General features: G+C 58.2%; 9 protein-coding genes and 1 pseudogene. 5 read left to right on the forward strand and 5 right to left on the reverse strand.

Features of this window, described 5'->3' with window-relative positions; genetic code table 11:
• Positions 1-11: 11 nt before the first annotated feature.
• The gene (locus DJ75_RS10710; protein WP_094524447.1) at positions 12-4,478 is read left to right on the forward strand and encodes a PAS domain S-box protein; all 4,467 of its coding nucleotides are present in this window, start codon (positions 12-14) and stop codon (positions 4,476-4,478) included.
• Positions 4,479-4,548: 70 nt separating this feature from the next.
• On the opposite strand, the gene DJ75_RS10715 is transcribed toward DJ75_RS10710, so the two are convergent.
• Positions 4,549-4,929 carry a winged helix-turn-helix domain-containing protein gene (locus tag DJ75_RS10715; protein ID WP_094524448.1) on the reverse strand — a complete coding sequence of 127 codons (381 nt, stop codon included), beginning with the start codon at positions 4,927-4,929 and terminating at the stop codon, positions 4,549-4,551.
• Positions 4,930-5,155: 226 nt separating this feature from the next.
• Between DJ75_RS10715 and DJ75_RS10720 the strand changes: the two genes are divergently transcribed.
• The 4 genes from DJ75_RS10720 (at position 5,156) to DJ75_RS10735 (ending at position 10,668) form a co-directional block, all read left to right on the forward strand.
• On the forward strand, positions 5,156-6,328 hold the full coding sequence (locus tag DJ75_RS10720) for an NAD(P)/FAD-dependent oxidoreductase (protein ID WP_094524449.1): 1,173 nt from the start codon (positions 5,156-5,158) through the stop codon (positions 6,326-6,328).
• 99 nt (positions 6,329-6,427) lie between these two features.
• On the forward strand, positions 6,428-6,817 hold the full coding sequence (locus tag DJ75_RS10725; RefSeq protein ID WP_094524450.1) for a winged helix-turn-helix domain-containing protein: 390 nt from the start codon (positions 6,428-6,430) through the stop codon (positions 6,815-6,817).
• Between the two features lie 123 nt (positions 6,818-6,940).
• Entirely contained in the window at positions 6,941-7,276 is a 336-nt protein-coding gene (locus DJ75_RS10730) for a winged helix-turn-helix domain-containing protein (protein WP_094524451.1), read from the forward strand.
• A 1,922-nt stretch (positions 7,277-9,198) separates the two neighbouring features.
• Positions 9,199-10,668 (forward strand): orc1/cdc6 family replication initiation protein, encoded by a 1,470-nt coding sequence (locus DJ75_RS10735; protein ID WP_170938201.1) that lies wholly within the window; start codon positions 9,199-9,201, stop codon positions 10,666-10,668.
• A 1,003-nt stretch (positions 10,669-11,671) separates the two neighbouring features.
• Here DJ75_RS10735 and DJ75_RS10740 read toward each other — a convergent pair.
• From DJ75_RS10740 to DJ75_RS19130, 4 genes and pseudogenes are all read right to left on the reverse strand, one after another.
• The gene (locus DJ75_RS10740; protein WP_094524452.1) at positions 11,672-12,892 is read right to left on the reverse strand and encodes an RNA-guided endonuclease TnpB family protein; all 1,221 of its coding nucleotides are present in this window, start codon (positions 12,890-12,892) and stop codon (positions 11,672-11,674) included.
• 9 nt (positions 12,893-12,901) lie between these two features.
• Entirely contained in the window at positions 12,902-13,042 is a 141-nt protein-coding gene (locus DJ75_RS18255; protein ID WP_141212017.1) for a DUF2080 family transposase-associated protein, read from the reverse strand.
• A 320-nt stretch (positions 13,043-13,362) separates the two neighbouring features.
• Positions 13,363-13,686: a hypothetical protein gene (locus DJ75_RS10745; protein ID WP_094524453.1), complete on the reverse strand. Its 324-nt coding sequence runs from the start codon at positions 13,684-13,686 to the stop codon at positions 13,363-13,365.
• 116 nt (positions 13,687-13,802) lie between these two features.
• Positions 13,803-13,973: pseudogene (locus DJ75_RS19130) on the reverse strand (PadR family transcriptional regulator); the annotation flags it as partial.
• Positions 13,974-14,150 lie beyond the last annotated feature (177 nt).

Below are 14,150 nucleotides of genomic sequence, written 5' to 3' on the forward strand. Positions count from 1 at the left end.
GTTTTTCTTCAATGAGCAACGTCTCACAACAGTATCGGATCGGTGTCGTCGGAGACGCCGCGATCGGGAGCCTCCTCCGCTCCATCGATCCCGACTCCTTCTCGGTAGAGGTAGTATCCCTGTCGTCGTCTGCCGATACCGCCCAGCTTTCCGGCCTCGACGCCGTCGTCGTTCAGCAGGGCCTCCCGTCGGCGTCGTGGGGATCGGTTATCGACCGGCTCGCGGACGAAATATCGCCGCTTCCCGTCGTTGCGGTTACCACGGATACGGGCGGCGTTGAGACGGCGATCCGGGGCGGTGCGACGGCCCATGTTCCGCGGTCACTGATCTTGTCGAGCCCGAAGGTGGCGGCTGAGCGGCTGAAAACGATCGCTGATCGGGAACGGGCGGATGAGCGCAGAGAGACGGAGGACGACGCGACGACTCCGGAACTGACACAGGGAGAGTACCGCAGTCGTGACTACGAGCAGATATTCGACGGCGTGAACGACGCCATCGTCGTGTTCGACCCGAAAAACCGTGAGTTCGCAGACGTCAACGAATCCTATCACGAGCTACTCGGATACGACGACATCGAGACGATTCGCGAGCTTGGTATTGACGGGCTCAGCGTCTCGGCGGAGGGGTACACAGCAGACCGCGGATGGGAGCTTATCAAGGAGGTCGCGGAAACCGATGAGTCGGTGACAGTCGAGTGGCGTGGCCGGACGCGAATCGGGGAGAAAGTATGGTTAGAAGCGACGTTAGCGCCGGCGATGATCGGCGGGAAACCCCGTGTGCTCTCCATTCAGCGGGACATTACGCAACGGAAACGACGGGAACGCGAGTACGAGCAGATATTCAACGGGGTGAACGACGCGATCGCCGTTCACGACCCGGAAACCGGAGAGCTGTGTAGAGTCAACGAGACGCAGTGTTCGATAACGGGGTACGACCGTGAGACGCTCTTAGAGCGGGGTGCGAAGGGGATCACGGTAGCGACTGAATCGTTTGACCCCAAGCGGATACCACGAATTATCGAGCGAGTAGCGGAGGGGGACGACGTTGAGCCGTACGAGCAAGCCATCGAGACGGCGGACGGCGAGCGTCGGTGGCTAGAGGTCAATCCGACCAGCGCGGTTATCGACGGCGAGGAACGGTTCCTCGCCATCTCACGAGATATCACCGAACGCCGTAGGCGGCAGCGCCGCCTCGAAACCGAGCGAGACAGGCGGTCTATTCTCTTCGAAAACACGCCCGATCCGATTATGACCGTCGAGTTCGTCGACGGAGAGCCGTATATCACCGAGGTCAACTCAGCGTTTGAGACCGATTTCGGCGTCAACGACGAAACGGCAGCAGACCGGCCGATAGCCGACGTTGTGGTCCCCGACTCTGAACGGGAAGGGTATGATGCGATCCGCCGACAGGTTATCGACGGCGAGCCGGTGGAAACGGAAGTCCGACGGGAATCGGCGGACGGGGTCCGGGACTTCCTGCTTCGGGTGTTGCCGTTCGAGGTGGACGGTCGACGACACGCGTACGTCTGGTACACCGACATCACCGAACGGAAGCGTCGGGAACGGACGATCGAGGAGGAACGCGAAAAATACTCGACGCTGGTCGAGCAGAGTACCGACGGCGTGGTCGTCGTCAGGGACGGCGAATACGTCTTCGTCAACGAGCAGTTCACGGCGATGACTGGCCGGGAGGAGTCGGCGCTGCTCGGGATGCCGTTCCAGCGTGTGTTCACCGAAGGGTATCGCGATCTCGTCAGGGAACGCTACCAGCGGCGGGTAGCGGGAGAATCTCCGCCAGACCAGTACGATCTCGAAGTCGAACGACCCGACGGGACACGGCTGACGTTGGAGACGTCTGTGTCGCGTATTCAGCATGAAGGTTCGCCGGCAACCCTAGCGACGATTCGGGACGTGACTGAGCGCCGCCAGCGCGAACGAGCCGTCGAGCAGCTCCAGACGGCCACCGAACGCCTTCAGGGCGCAGAGACGGCGGACGCGGTGTACGAGATCGCCGTCGAGACGGCGAGTGACGTGCTCGATCTACCGATGGCGGCGTGTTGGCGTCTCGACGATGATCGGCGGCGGCTGGAGTACGCCGCCGGAACGAAGCCCGTCGAAGAGATGCCGATCGGTCCGGACTCATTTACGCGCGGTGACCGTGAGTACGAGCTCTTCGAGCGCGGGGAGGCGACGACGTATGATCCGAGCCGCCATCGTGACCACAACCCATTGACAGCCGCGGTCCTCGTCCCGCTCGGCGGCCGGGGGCTGCTGGCGGCGGGCCACGGGCACCGAGACGAGTACGCGTCGTACTTCGTCGACATTATGCAGGTGCTGGCAGGCCACGTCACCGGTGCGCTCGAGCGTGTCGCGAACTCTCGGCAGCTTCGGGAGAACCAACGCCGACTCGAGGCCATCGTCGACCGTATCGACGAGACCATTTTCCTCGCGCCGGCCGCTGAACTGACGGAGCCGGAGCCGGCCCCGGACTTCGTCAGCTCCGGATACGACCAGATTTGGGGGCGATCGCTCGATGAGCTCCAAAAGACGCACGAGGAGGGGTTTTTCGGGACGATCCACCCCGACGACTACGACGACTACATGGCGTTCGTCGAGCGGGTGAGCGGTGCCGTCGAGCAGGGCGACGCGGACCAGCGGTACACGAGGGAGTTCCGCATCGAACGACCGGACGGGGAGCGGAGATGGGTCCGCTCGGACTTCTATCCGACCGAGTGGGAGGATGGGCCTCCGCGGGTCGTCATCGTAAGCCGTGACGTCACGCAACAGAAGGAACGCGAGCGGTCGTTGGAGTCGTTCCACGATGCGACCGCGGAACTGACGACGGCTGAGACCGTGACCGAGGCCGGTACCGTCGCGACCGAGGCCACGGCAACGGTGTTCGATATGCCGGCGACCGCCGTGTACCACTACGGATCGTCGGCCGGGGAACTCGATCCGATTGCGACGGGCCCGAAGGCGCCGCCGCCGAGCGAGTTGGACTCGGTGACGGCCGCCGATACCGCTGTCTGGGAGGTGTTCGTCGACGAGACCATCCGACGGGTGGAGGCGGAGGCGGCGTCGGTGCTTCATATCGACAGTGACGACACCGTATTGCTGGTCCCGCTCGGCGGGAACGGTATCCTCGCCGTGTGGAGGGCCGATGAGGCGTTTGACACGGAGGCTGCGAGCATCGTCGCCGCGACGCTCGAGGCCGCGCTGAATCGGCTTCACGGGGAACGCAAACTGGAGGATCGGCGTGAGGAGCTGGCGAAACAGACGGAGCGTGCCGAACACCTGGAATCTATCACGGAGGTAACGAGCCGCGTCGAAGCCGCGATCACGACTCGCTCCTCTCAAGAGGGTATCCAGGAGGCCGTCTGTGAGGAGCTGGTGGAGACGGGTCCGTTTACCGCCGCGTGGGTCGCGACGGCCGAGGTGGGAACTGACCGACTGACGCCCCGGGCCGTCGTCGGCACGACGCGTGAAGACGTCGAAAGAGCGCTTGGGGGAGACCGTGATCGTTCGGATCTCCATCCGGCGAGAGACGCGTGGCAACGGGGCGAGTCGCGCGTAGTGACTGATCCCGCAGCGGGGGGTCGTCGGAGCGACTGGCGGCGCGACCTCTTGCGGGCGGGAGCGGGCGCAGTCTGTGCGGTTCCGCTCGCGTACGACGGTATCACCTATGGCATTTTGACCGTTATTGCCGACGAGACCGACGCGTTCGGTGATCGGGACAGAGACATCCTCTCACAGCTGGGCACCTCGATCGGGTACGCGATCACGGCCATCGAACGACGCCGCGCGCTGGAGTCGGACGACACGCTGGAGCTGGAGTTCCAAGGGAGTGACATGGATCTCCCGTTCGCTCGGCTCGCCCGGGAGTTCGAGTGTCCGGTCCGGCTCGAACGGACGGTCCGGCGGCAAAACGAGTCGATCAGCGTCTATTACACGCTCGAGTCGGACTCGCCGTCGAAGGTCGCCGAGCGGGCCGACGAGTTACTCCCCGGGTCGGTCACCGTCGTGTCCCGTGGCGGCGGGCAGACCGTCCTCGAACGTCGCGGCTCGTCGTGGTTCGGGTCCCCTATTCCTGAGTACGGTGGAGTCCTTCGTCACAGTCGAGCGACGCCGGAAGTCGTCAAGCTGATCGTCGAACTCCCGCGAGAAGCGGACACTCGCACGATCGTCGACCGCATTACCGATTCGTTCCCGGCGTTGGAGCTCACCGCACAGCGCCAGAACCGCCAGACAGAGGCGACACCGGGAGGGATCAGAAGTCGGCTCGAAGACCGATTGAGCGAACGACAGTACGAGGCGCTCAAGACGGGTCACGCGATGGGGTATTTCAACAGGCCGCGCGACAGCAGCGGGGAGGCCGTGGCGGACGCGCTCGGAATCACGCAGCCGACGGTGAACAAACACATCCGACTCGGCGAGCGCAAGGTGTTCGACCTGCTGTTCGGCGACACCGAGTCGGGGTAAGTCGCCCGTGCGTTTGACCCGAGGCGGGAGGCGTATACGAGTAATGGGTGTGACTCGACTCGAGCGACGGTCAGTCGATATCGCGACCAGGGGAATCGATGTAGCCAGCGAATCCGTCCTCATTCACGTCGAACGTAACGGCAGTGATCACGAGCTGGAACTCCTTTCTGTGGTTGCCGCCCGAGGCTAACTGTAGCCGTTCATCGACGAGGCCGGCGTCGGCTAAGCGGTTGAGGCGTCGATATACGGTTGGACGGGACATGCCGCAGTCTTCGGCCAGTGCCCGCGCAGGCTTCGGCTCCCCCTCGAGGGACGTGAGAATGTCGCACGTGTACTCATCACCGAACAGTGCGAGTAGCTCTTCCGCCGAGACTTCGGGGTTGCGATTCGCGTCGGTTCCGAGGGTCTCTGATCGTTCGTCTGGGTCGGTCGTTAGGAGGTGCGCCGTCATTAGAGACGACAACGACGCCGCTCTACCCAAGCGTACTGGTAGTCCGAACTGATTGGGGCGGAGTAACAGGGCTATTCATATTACCCGCCTTCCTCTCATACACAGAAACAGCGGTTGCCGATTTAGGGAGACCACCGTCCATCGGTTGTTATATGCTGTCGTCCAGACGGTCTGTGTGTTGTATCGGTCCAAGCGATCGGACGCCCGGATCCCTGCGTGACCGGCAATGAACGCCGGTGAGGAACGGTCGACACGAGCACCGCCCGTCGTATCGCGGCAGTATGACAACGGCGTCTCGGGAACACACCGCGACCGGGAGAAGGAGATACTGATAGCCGACACCGGCTTTTCAGCGCTCGTGACGGCAGGACTGCTCGACCGAGCCGGGTTCGATCCGCTGCTCGCTCCGTCCCCGAGCGACCGATCACCGCCGCGTGTGACCGTCATTTGGGAGCCCGGGTTGCGTGTCCTCGACCAGTTGGGGCTGCGGCAGTCGGTGGAGCGGTGTGGCACGCCGGTGACGGAACTCGATCGGACAAGCAGCGAGAAGTCGTGGGAGGCGGACGGGTCGACCGAGATCGCATTGGTCGCAATTAAACGAGATCAACTGCGGGCCCTGTTAGAGCAAGCCGTCCGTGGCCGTGTTCGAGAGACCAACAGAGCCGTGACGGCACTCGAGTCGGCCGCATCGGGAGTCCAAGCGACGTTCGATCACGAAGGGACAGAGTCGTTCGACGTCGCAGTGACGGCGGACCAGTCTCTCAGCGCCGATCAAACGGCGGAACCCGACGGACGCGTCCACACGTGGGAATGTCACCAATTCGAAACGACGTCGAGAGCGACCGAATCGTGGGGTCCCTCGGCGGCAACATTCTCGACTCCAACTGGTGACAGCACCTCCCTGCGGTTCGTTACGACGGCAGAGACTCCCGCTCGCGCGGCCGTATCAGCCGACGCTATCGCCGATCGGTTTAGTCACCTCAGTTCGCCGCCGGCTGACCTCAGACGTGTGCTCAAAAACGGCGGGTTCGAGTACCGCCGGGTACGGCTCGCGGCTCCGACATCCGTATCGACCGGACAGATCGGGCTTATTGGGCCGGCCGCGCGAACAGCCCTCCCCGGAACGCATCTCGGTCCCAGCACGGATATCGAAACGTCATGGTCGCTCGCAGCGGCGATCACGGACGCGTCCGGAACGATGACGGAGGCGCTTTCGTCGTACGAACAGCGTCGCCGAAAGCTCTCGGCCCGGTTCCGAACCTGGCTTGACGACGTACAAGCACCCGATCTGTCACTGTCACCGGAGCTTCGGCTCCTGTTTTTCGCTCGACATCTCGCGTTTAGTCACGTGACTGGAGCCGCTCATTCTTTTAAACATGGAATTGCTGCAGATCGTTGATAATGCATCACACATCTATCTGAATAGCCCCGTCTGGTGGTCGGTGGTAGTACACGTAGCCAGCAGGGATAGGGGAGAGAGCGATAATGAAGTGATACGATGGCAACGACTGCCGATTTGGCGACCGAATCATCACCGGACGGTGACAGTACGTCTGGGGATGGTTCCGAAGGGCCGCGGACGGCCGATTCGGCCCCGGTACTACTCGAGCTATTAGACAACGAACACACGCAGAATATACTGGAAGCACTCTGTCGGGGTCCCAAGCGTGGACGAGACCTGATAGACGCTTGCGAGGCGTCGCGGGCGACGGTCTACCGCCGGCTTGACCGCCTCGAAGCGGCCGGGCTTGTCGCGACCGAACTGTACGTCGACCCCGACGGACACCACTGTGAAACGTACCAAATACGGATGGACCGACTCCACGTGACAGTCGAATCGGGCACGGTGTCGGTCACGGTACGGTTAACGACCGAGGAACGACGGTGACCGCAGCAAACCATGATGAGACCAGACACCGTCTCCGGTCAAGAAGCGCTAGGTCGGTTTTATGCGAATGGTGTTCCTCACGACCATCCAAGCCAATGGACAATGGCGATCTGACACGAGACAATGAATAGTGCGTTACCACGACAGCCGCCGGTCGAACACGTACCGGAAGATCAAGTACGACTCTCTGTCACCGGAGACGAGTCCGCAGCTGTCTGGGAGCTGCTCTCCTCAACGACGGCGCGAGCGATCGTTGCCACGATTGAGGAAGAGCCCAAGCCGGCCTCGGAGATCGCCACGGCAGTCGGGACATCGCTTCAGAACACCTGCTATCATCTCGACCGCCTCGTCGATGGGGACCTCATCGAGCCCACCCAGACGTGGTACTCGAAAAAAGGGCGAGAGATGACCGTCTACGCGCTCCGAACTCGCGAACTCGTTATTCGATTCTGTGACTAGGAGGTTCTCGTTTTGCCCCGATCGATCAAAGTTCGATACGGCCATCGATCGCCAGTCCTGCCGTGAATCATAGATGTTCTACACTGAACTACCACTAGTTATTTAAAACCGAATTATATTCTTCATTCGGTCTGTTTATCTCGAATAATTTTAGATATTTTCTGAGTTGATGGGTTCTTCAGTGTTTAATATATTACATTTAGCGACAAACTGTTCCGGAGGAGAATATATTCAAAGAATAGAGATCAGCTTCAACGAGTGGTAACCGAACGGCTTCATCAACTCGGCTGGCATTGACATCGTCCTCCTCTTCAGGCGGAGGAATCCCGAGGTGGGGATATTACGGAAAATCGAGGAGAAAGCCCCGTGCTTTAGCGCGGGGATGAATCCGACAAACCCTCAACAACCGACATTATCAAGTAGCCCGGCGTCGTGCCGTGCGGCAAGCCAATCGCGTAAACTCTCAATCGGAAGACACGGGGTTGCTTCCCGCTGATACGGACGGTTCCACGCCCACCACCGGCAAACCCGGTGGGGAGTACGTGGTTAAGGTTCGTCCGCCGTCCTCACAGTAACCCTACCCGTCACTGGGGACGGTCGGCAACGACCGCGCACACGAGGGGGCGACAGCACATCAAAACACGCCCCGTTCGCGGTTGCACTCCGCCTTCGTCGGCGGAGTACGGTCGATGGCACGACCCGTGTCCGTCCACGTTCCAACCGTGGGTGGTTGCCAGGTATTCGGACGCTTCGGTCAAGCGGTATCGGGTACGGCACAAGCGGATACCGCGTCCCTCTCGGACGTTGAATACACCATACCCTCGTTTCGAGGGCCGACGTGTAGCGCACGAACTCGGTACCCTCCAGCGGGAGGGGAAGTTGCCTTCGGGGGCTGACGGAACGGCCCGACGCCCCACGAAGGAATGCTCGCGCTTCAGCGCGGGGAGGATGTCAAGGTTTGCAGTCTACCACCTCAGCCTGCGGTTAGAATCCGTAGGTGAGATCATACAGGTAGACACCGGCCTGTGCCAACCAGCCGGTACTCCTATCCACACCCAAACTAGGTGCCGTAACTAAATGCGTTCGCGAACATGACTCAGTCTTAACCAACACGCTTGCGGATGAAAGAATTTTGTTGGTTAAATATGATTGCAAGGGATTTCGGATTGACACACTTTGTCTCGATTGTATGGAGCCCGTGATCGAAGAGACACCCCTCTATCGATGTGTTCACGTTCTGTCGTGGGAGCCATGAGATAGGCGGGAAGAGGCGATCCGTCAGTGCCGCATTCACCGCTTGGTCGCAGGCATCGGTGCGATCCCAACGAACGCGACTGTCTACTCGTCGAACGTCGAGACACACACCCCTCTATCGATGTGTTCGATGTATTCACGGGGTGGGGGATAAACCTAGATCTTGCGTCGAGGAACTGCCACTTGACGGCGCCACGAAGTCGTATGAGCGGGATAGCCTCTATTAACAGTTCTCTATCCGTAGCTGAAATCGTCTTCTTCTCTTCTTCTTCTTTTACTACTAACACGATACACACACACCCCTCTATCGATGTGTTCGATGTGTTGCGCCCTTTGTGTTCTGTGGTTTATCAGACAACGTTTTCTATCCTACTATTCTATCGTCCAAACCCGTTCAAGAGGATGTTAAGCGTGTGGTTTCTACCGATCACCGGTAGATTGACCTGACGTAACGCAGATATCCCTCTGGACTCTTGTGCAAAACACATCGATAGAGGGGTGTGTGTCTTCGACCGTGTACTCACGAACACATCGTCACCGGCTACCGCCAGTTAACCCATTATCATGATTATCAAGCGGTTAATCCGGCATCACGGGTTTCACACGGCTAATCACACTTCGATAGAGGTGGGGGAACCTTTTTGATAGAGGCGGGTATCAATTGGCATATGGGTACTGACGACTCCGATGATCCCGCAGATACCCGGGGACCGTCGGAGGACGAGTTGACGGCTCAAGCTGAGCTGTCGAATGCGTCGCAGTCTGATCCTTCGCGACAGTCTTCATCCTCTCACGTCACAAATGGTAACTCACAATCTGAAGACGAGGCTGACTCCGAGGAGTCATCACAGTCGATCGAGGACATGCTCCTCGAGTTCGACGATCAGGACGGGCTGATTCGGGACCGAGCGCTACTCGATCCGAATTACGTTGTCGAAGAGGACCGCATCGTGGGTCGTGACGAGCAACTCCAAGAAGTCACCAAGATGCTTCGCGTTGCGCTCGGTGACAACCGCCCCCCCAATCTATTTCTCTACGGACCGTCCGGGACAGGCAAATCCCTCATCACAAAAGCTGTTTGCCATAACATCAGCCGTATCTGTGAAAGCCGCGACATCCGGTTTGGCACTATTGAAGTGAACTGCCAGGATTTGGATACGCTTGGTATCGCCGTGTATGAACTCGTTCAGCAGGCTGCCGATGCTGCAGGTGTCCCTATCGAGGTGCCTAAACACGGCGTGGCGACGAAAGAGAAGTGGGATGAGCTCTATCGGATCGTCAACGAGCACTTCGACTCTGTTGTGTTTGTCCTCGATGAACTGGATATGCTCGTCGGACGGCGAGACAAACAAGAGCCCGCGTTTTCACGACTGCTGTATCAGCTCTCCCGAGCTGGGGCAAACGATGAGTTGAACGCATACATTTCGGTCGTTGCGATCTCAAACGACACGAAGATGATGGAGTCTGTTGGGAGTCGCGCTGTCAGTTCGTTAACTCCTGAAGACGTCCATTTCGACGATTACGACGCGAACCAACTCCAAGCAATTCTTCGACGCCGTCAGGACGCGTTCCATGACGACGTTGTCGACGACGACGTGATCCCACTCGCAGCGGCATTCGCAGCACAGACGCATGGTGACGCCAGAAAGGCGATCGATCTCATGCGGGTCGCCGGCGAATTAGCTGAACGTGAAGGCGACACCCGCGTGCGCGAAAAGCACGTCCGTACCGCACAAGAAAAGGTCGAAAAGAATCGGGTGTTGGAGGTCGTTCGCGGCATTAGCACACAGAAGAAGCTCTGTCTGTACGCCACTGCGGCGGTTGCTTCCCACACTGACGGCGGGACCGCTAGGAGTACAACTGGCTATCGTGTGTATCAGTATCTGACCGACGCTATTGACGCCGATCAGTACCACCAGGAAACGTATGTGAATAAGATGAAAGAGCTCACGACGTATTCGCTGGTCGACTTCGAGCGGCGGAGTCACGGCCCCAGCTCCGGGATGTTTCTCGAGTTCCAGTTTGGAGAACGGCCAGAGACGATTCTTGAAACCCTTCGAGAGGACTCGCGTATTGAAGCGATTTCTGAGGATGAGGTCACCTCTGTCGTCAAAGCGCAGATCCGTAACCAGACGTAGTAGAGATTCCAGCCATATTGTAGTTAGCTGTCCGCTCCGCGCTCTTTTAGAGGGCCGTCTCTGTGTATCTGGCCGCCTCCCCCCTAATGAGTAGTTTCCATTAGTTTCCGCACACCCCTCTATCGATGTGTTCGATGTGTTTGCTACCAAGCCACGTTCTTTATCATTTCAGTTGACATTTCCTTACAATGCTACCTTTCCATTTGGTCTCGTATACACCCCTCTATCGATGTGTATTGGCTGTCTGTTATCGGGCCACAATTCTTATTTGAGTCACCTATCTGAGGCCAATTATTGCGTTTCTATTAGTCCCCGTATACACCCCTCTATCGATATGTAATTCGCTGTTAAACCCGCCAAAACGAATATATTCGGGAAAATAAATATTAGGCGGTAATCCGGCCCATCCAGTCTTGCTGAGTTAAGCGAACGACATCAAACCGCTAGATCAGAATACCGGTCAACGTGTTCATGAGAAGTAGTTCTTGTGGACACCCCTCTATCGATGTGTTCAGGAAATCGCATTCGGATACACCCTCCTATCGATGTGTAACGCAGAATCGGTGCCCCTCAAATATATCTACGTATCTGTGATCAAAACTAGCTGCTCCCCCCTCCGTCATCGAAGTGTAAATTCAGGGTCGACCGTCTTCCCGGCATTGATGTGAATATTGGTTCAGTCTCCGGCTTTTCTGATGTCATCGTTCGAATTTCATTTCCCATGGGCTGTTTTCACTCGACTTGTTACTCAGCTCATCTCTCACACGGTGTCCCCCGCTAAGGCTGTGCTATCCTACGGATTGTAGGTCTCTTCCAAAATACAAAATCAGCTTAGTAGCACTCTGTCGTCGGAATACGGCATATTTACAATTTGTACACGGTGTGTGTGGTGAGAATCTATCAGCGGATACACTCGTGATCAGGGGTGTGGTCTGTCTCAAATAGAAAAAGATGCTTCAACTGTGGAACTCTGTTCGACTGTTCGTGCGTGAACTACCCCACCCTACCGCTCGCCTGACGGCTCGCGCTTGAGGGTGGGGCTTCCTGTTTCTACGACGCGCTTTGCAGACACAGATGTATCTACAGGGAGCGCAGTCTCCACAGGCGCTGATTCGGAGTATCCCACTCCTACGTCTTCGAGGCCGCGAGAAAGAATGTTCCACGCCGCGTTCGCGTCTCTATCCGCCTCGAACCCACACGCCGGACAGGACTGTTCGCGCACCCACAGCGGCTTCTCTGTCGAAACGCCGCAGGACGCACACTCTTTCGTCGTCCCTCTTGGGTTGACGGCCACGAAGTGCGTGCCTTCGCGTTCGCACTTGTATTCGAGCAACGAGAGGAATGTCCCCCACGCCGCACCTGCCCGGTTCCGCGAGTTGCCCGGTAGTTCGACCAATCCCTTCGTGTCCAAGTTCTCGACCGCTACAAAGTCGTACTCGGTGGCGTAGTAGTTCGAGAGCTTGTGGAGGAAGTCTCGCCGCTTGTGCTTCAGGTCGGCGTGTCGTTCGGCCACAACTCGACGCTGTTTCTCCCAATTCGCAGACCCGTGCTGTTTCCGTGAGAGGTCACGCTGTGCGCGTTCCAACCGCTCGCGTTCGTCAGACAGGTCAAGCGATTTGACGACGGTCCCGTCGGTGTCGTGGGCGTACTTGAGAATCCCCACGTCGATACCGACGCACCGATCGGGAGTCTCCGGTTTCGCAGGTGGGTCGTCCGGGGTTTCGACGCCGAGGATAGCGTACCACTTGCCGGTCGGTTCCTGTTTGACCGTGACGGTCTTGATTTCGGCGTCGTCGGGGAGGTCGCGGTGGAAAGTGAGTTGGATTTCTCCGAGTTTCGAGAGCCACAGTCGGGTCCGACCGCCCGTGTTCTTGAGCTTGAAGCCGGATTGACTGTAGGTGAAACTGCGGTACTCGCCCGGCGCTTTCCACTTGAGCGTCCCGACGCGGTAGCCGTTCTCTTTGCGTCCGCGTAGCGTCGAGAGGTTGTCGTACAGCCGTTGAACGACTTTCTGAAGAACTTTCGAGTGGACTTGTTTCAGGTCGTTCCACCACTTTTTGAGACTCGGCAGGAGTTTCTGTTCGGAGTATGCCGACATGTCGTCTGCTCGGTTGAGTCGGTGAAGGAAGTGGTTGTAGACCTGCCTACAGGTATCGACAGTCCACGCTAGCTGCTCTTCAATCACGTCGGACGGTCGGAGCCGATACCTGTAGTTGTAGTTCATCGAGTGGTGTTACTCGTCGGGTTCGGTGGTCCGGACAACTTTCACGTCCGCACCACGCCAACCCTTTGGGACGAGGACGTGAGCGCTGTTACCAGTAGCTTTAGCCGTCCCGTCTATGACTTCGTGACCTTCGATTTCGTGTCTATCCATCACCTGTGTTTACACCATATTTCAACATGCAGATGACGGTGGGCCTGTGGGCCGAGCATCGAACGTGTTTACTACTCGTGCGGCGCTGTATCCGCTCCCTACTCGCTCGCTCCGCTCGCTCGTTGAGGAAGGGGCCTTAGCGCCTCAATTCAGGTAAAAACGGCTCTATCGACTATTAACGGCTTAATCTAATCTAAAATTTTTTCTCGTCCCACTGTTTTCACTCTGGATGAGGGGTGTGTGGTCATCACTTTTCCAAGTGCACCAAAATCAAATCGCACACGGGGTATGGGAACTCTATAATTGGACGTATTGGCCTCTCATTCGTCCGGATTGACTGGCTCTTTATATTTGGACGTGACTTTGTCCCCCTCTCTCCACTGCCAGTAGTAGTAGCGGTTGTCGTTGATCTCCTTGATCGTGATCGTGGCCTTCGACGGGACGTCGTCCGGAAGATCGTCCGGCCGCTCGTCGATCTCGTCGTCATCCGACTCCTCCTCAAGGCGGGCTTCGCGAGCTTTGTGGTCTGCCAGCTCCTGGGCGTAGCGTGCGACGTGCTGGAGTTGGTCCGGCGAGTAGCCGTTGAGTGTGTTGACGATATCTGTCGGGAGTTCCGCCGGTGGCGTCGGTGGCTCGTAAGACATCAGCGGTCGCCTCGTGTTAACCAACAGAGCGCGTATTGGCATAGATTTGTTGGTTAATCATCCCGTCACGGGCTAAAGAGTACGAATAGCAAACTATTCGGGAATAGAACGGGCCGTTAGACGTCGTCGGGGCGGGGCGCGTTGTCGTACTTGACCATTTTCTCGGGTTTGTCAGAGATGGTGTCGTAGATCTGCTCGAGCGTCTACTCCGCTGCGAGCAGGTTGTGCTCCTCCAAGAACTCCAGACCCTCTTCCGTGAGTTGATAAAACTTCCAGGGGTGACCTCGCGCTGATAGATTTTTGAATGTTGGATTCTTAACCATGTAGTTCCGGACGTACAACGGTATTCGCACTCGTAGGCCCATTCTTGATGGAAAAAGATGTCTACGCTCTTAATCGCCGAATTTCGCAACCTTCCCGCGATCGGTTTCGAAGTCGACGACCGTTTGACCCGTTTTGCCGAT

Origin of the sequence: Halorubrum sp. Eb13 (assembly GCF_002252895.1) — an archaeon.
Classification (GTDB): domain Archaea; phylum Halobacteriota; class Halobacteria; order Halobacteriales; family Haloferacaceae; genus Halorubrum.

Bases quoted from the DNA above. Each gene is read 5' to 3' on its own strand.
- DJ75_RS10735 (WP_170938201.1), top strand. From the start codon at position 9,199: ATGGGTACTGACGACTCCGATGATCCCGCAGATACCCGGGGACCGTCG.
- DJ75_RS10725 (WP_094524450.1), top strand. From the start codon at position 6,428: ATGGCAACGACTGCCGATTTGGCGACCGAATCATCACCGGACGGTGAC.
- DJ75_RS10720 (WP_094524449.1), top strand. From the start codon at position 5,156: ATGAACGCCGGTGAGGAACGGTCGACACGAGCACCGCCCGTCGTATCG.
- DJ75_RS10740 (WP_094524452.1), bottom strand. From the start codon at position 12,892: ATGAACTACAACTACAGGTATCGGCTCCGACCGTCCGACGTGATTGAA.
- DJ75_RS10745 (WP_094524453.1), bottom strand. From the start codon at position 13,686: ATGTCTTACGAGCCACCGACGCCACCGGCGGAACTCCCGACAGATATC.
- DJ75_RS10710 (WP_094524447.1), top strand. From the start codon at position 12: ATGAGCAACGTCTCACAACAGTATCGGATCGGTGTCGTCGGAGACGCC.
- DJ75_RS10730 (WP_094524451.1), top strand. From the start codon at position 6,941: ATGAATAGTGCGTTACCACGACAGCCGCCGGTCGAACACGTACCGGAA.
- DJ75_RS18255 (WP_141212017.1), bottom strand. From the start codon at position 13,042: ATGGATAGACACGAAATCGAAGGTCACGAAGTCATAGACGGGACGGCT.
- DJ75_RS10715 (WP_094524448.1), bottom strand. From the start codon at position 4,929: ATGACGGCGCACCTCCTAACGACCGACCCAGACGAACGATCAGAGACC.